Raw genomic sequence first — 3,074 nt, 5'->3', positions numbered from 1 at the left:
AGAGAATCTGTAGCCTCCTCTATATGGCTATGATATGATTGAAAACTGCTGACTTGATTACTGTAAGGAATTCACCCGCTCATGGCTCTGCTGCAACAGCGCAAACAAGAACTGATTAGCGAATACCAAATTCACGAGACTGACACTGGCTCGGCAGACGTGCAGGTTGCTATGTTAACGGCACGCATTAATCGCTTGAGCGAACACCTGCGTAGCAACAAAAAGGACCACGCGTCGCGTCAAGGATTACTGCAGATGATTGGCTCTCGTAAGCGGTTGCTGAGTTACATCCAAAAGCAAGATCAAAGCCGCTACCGAGCGCTGATTACCAAGCTAGGCATTCGCGGGTAGGAGCGTTGGCAATGCCCTCCAAGTCCAACCCTTCTAGTAACCCTGACGACGCTAAAGCAGACGCCGCAAAAAGTGCGCTTCCGTTTGAGCCAACGTCCAACCGCAAGAAGCCGCCCAAGAAGGCTCCTGCCCCAGTAGTCAAGGAATCCGCCGAGACCGCGTCATCGACTGAAAGGGCAGCGATGCCCGTGGCAGTAAGTCGTCGAATGGCGCGGCGAATGGGCTTTTTTTGCGGCATTCCAACAAGTCTTGGAATGCTGACGTTTATCGTTAGCTATATCGTCGTCACACAGCAGTGGTTTAAGCTGCCAAACGTTGCCGTCGTGCTTGTGAGCATGGGCTTCTTTGGGCTTGGAGTGTTGGGCTTGAGCTACGGTGTACTTTCTGCATCGTGGGATGAAGAGCGGGTTGGCTCCTGGTTCGGCTGGGAGGAATTCACGATAAACTTTGGACGGTTGGCTGCATCTTGGCGGGCGGCTAGGCAGAAATCCCAGCCCTGAGCAACCAACCTGCGGCTAGGCGCGATCGTCTCGATTCACTTCATCCATACCATCACACCAGCAGGAATTACACCATGATTGTGATCATGAAAATTGGCTCTCCGGAGCCAGAAATTAGCCGGGTTTCTGAAGAGCTTGAGTCCTGGGGACTGACTCCCGAAAAGATTGTCGGTAAGCACAAAGTCGTGATTGGTCTAGTCGGCGACACCGTAGATCTTGATCCACTGCAAATTCAGGAGGTTAGCCCCTGGATCGAGCAGGTGCTGCGAGTCGAGAAGCAGTTCAAGCGGGTAAGCCGAGAGTATCGCCACGGGGAAGCCAGCGATATTGTGGTGCAAACGCCTAACGGTCCAGTTCACTTCGGCGAACATCAGCCGTTGGTAATTGTGGCAGGTCCTTGCTCCGTTGAGAACGAGGAAATGATCACAGAGACGGCGCGGCGCGTTAAAGCGGCGGGGGCGCAATTCCTTCGTGGCGGTGCCTACAAGCCTCGCACTTCGCCCTATGCCTTTCAGGGGCACGGTGAAAGCGCTCTGGGTTTGCTGGCGGCAGCACGGGAAGCAACGGGGTTGGGTATCATTACTGAGCTAATGGATGCAGCTGATTTAGAGCCGCTGGCAGATGTGGCAGACGTGATCCAAATCGGTGCTCGCAACATGCAGAACTTCTCGCTGCTGAAGAAGGTGGGCGCACAAGACAAGCCGATTCTATTGAAGCGCGGCATGTCTGCAACGATCGAAGAATGGCTGATGGCAGCCGAGTACATCTTGGCAGCCGGAAACTCAAATGTGATTCTGTGCGAACGCGGCATTCGTACGTTTGACAACAAGTACGCCCGCAACACGCTGGATTTGTCGGCGATTCCGGTGCTGCGATCGCTGACCCACTTGCCGATCATGATCGATCCCAGCCACGGCACGGGTAAAGCTGAGTACGTGCCATCGATGGCAATGGCATCAATCGCGGCGGGTACTGACTCACTGATGATCGAAGTTCACCCGAACCCCGCCAAGGCTCTATCCGACGGTCCACAGTCGTTGACGCCCGATCGCTTCGACAGCTTGGTGAAAGAGTTGTCAGTGGTTGGTAAGGCGATGAACCGCTGGCTTCTCGAACACGCAATGGCAGCCGTTTAGGGTTTGTTCAATCTCGATAAACTGATCGGTAAACTAAAGAGGCGCGCCAATGGCGCGCCTCTTTCTGCATAAATCTTGCTATGAACGACCCATCCAATATCACCCTGCGTCTTGCTCAGGATGAGGACCTGAACCACGTAGCGCGGCTCGATCGACTGGCGTTTGCGCCACTGCGAGCAAATGCAGATGTGATTCGAGACTGGTATCCGCAAGGACTTGAGCTGCCCGATCGTACTCAGTTTTTAGCCGTAGAAGCTACAACCAATCAGGCTGTGGGTGCCTACGTTCAGATTGACTTGGAGCTGCTGCTTCAACAGAAGAGGTTTCCGACACTGGGACTTGCAGGTGTTGCGGTAGCTCCAGAACGGCGGGGACAGCGAGTAGCGCGACGAATGATCGAACATGCGTTAGAGACGGGACGATCGCACCAATATCCCCTCGCGATGCTGTATCCCTTTCAGCACGGCTTCTACCGCAAATTGGGCTGGGCATGGGTGGGGCGATCGCACCAGTACCGCGTTTCCACAACGCATCTGCCTCGCTATTCCGAGCCGCAATCATTCGCCACCGCTGGGCTGACGGGTATCTTTCCCTATGATGCAACGCAGCAGCAGGCATTGCAGACGGTTTATCAGACTGCTGCCGTCCAGCACAACGGTTGGATTCAGCGACGAGAGTGGCTGTGGGATTCGCTCCTAAAGCCCAAAACTGGACGGGAGATTTACACCTATGTGGAAGCTGGAGCGCTATTGGGTTACGTTGTGCTTCAGTTCACGCAGCTGCCTGATCGCCTCGCGGTTGTGGTTCGAGAGTGGGTGGCGCTAACGAGCACGGCGTACCGAAGCATCCTTGGCTTTCTAGCGTCGCTGCGGGACCAAGTTAGCACGATCGTCTGGAACACATTTGCCGAAGACCCGTTTCCTCACTTGCTGAGCGAGCAGCGCCGCGATCCTTCCCTTAGCGCGGCTCCCTTCGAATTTGGCTTAACGCACGCTTTTGGCGAAATTGGCGGCGGCTTCATGTGGCGATTGGTGGACGTGCAACGCGCGTTTGAGCAGCGTCCTGTTCAAGCCATTGACCCGTTTGC

The 3,074-nt window shown here is 54.9% G+C and carries 4 protein-coding genes; all 4 read left to right on the top strand.

Features of this window, described 5'->3' with window-relative positions:
- The first annotated feature begins 81 nt into the window (after positions 1 to 81).
- Positions 82 to 351 carry a 30S ribosomal protein S15 gene (rpsO, locus tag H6F43_RS13745; protein WP_190343305.1) on the top strand — a complete coding sequence of 90 codons (270 nt, stop codon included), beginning with the start codon at positions 82 to 84 and terminating at the stop codon, positions 349 to 351.
- 11 nt (positions 352 to 362) lie between these two features.
- Complete coding sequence (locus H6F43_RS13740) at positions 363 to 851, top strand: PAM68 family protein (RefSeq protein WP_190343304.1); 489 nt, start codon at positions 363 to 365, stop codon at positions 849 to 851.
- A 74-nt stretch (positions 852 to 925) separates the two neighbouring features.
- Positions 926 to 1,987, top strand: coding sequence for a 3-deoxy-7-phosphoheptulonate synthase (gene aroF / locus H6F43_RS13735; protein ID WP_190343303.1), 1,062 nt, complete (start codon positions 926 to 928; stop codon positions 1,985 to 1,987).
- Between the two features lie 80 nt (positions 1,988 to 2,067).
- Positions 2,068 to 3,074, top strand: a 1,007-nt coding sequence (locus H6F43_RS13730; RefSeq protein WP_190343302.1) for a GNAT family N-acetyltransferase, incomplete at its 3' end; no start/stop codon positions are given.

The sequence above is a fragment of the Leptolyngbya sp. FACHB-36 genome (genome assembly GCF_014695955.1).
In the GTDB taxonomy this organism is placed as follows: Bacteria; Cyanobacteriota; Cyanobacteriia; order Leptolyngbyales; family Leptolyngbyaceae; genus FACHB-36.
This window is presented reverse-complemented; position numbering and strand designations above follow the sequence as displayed.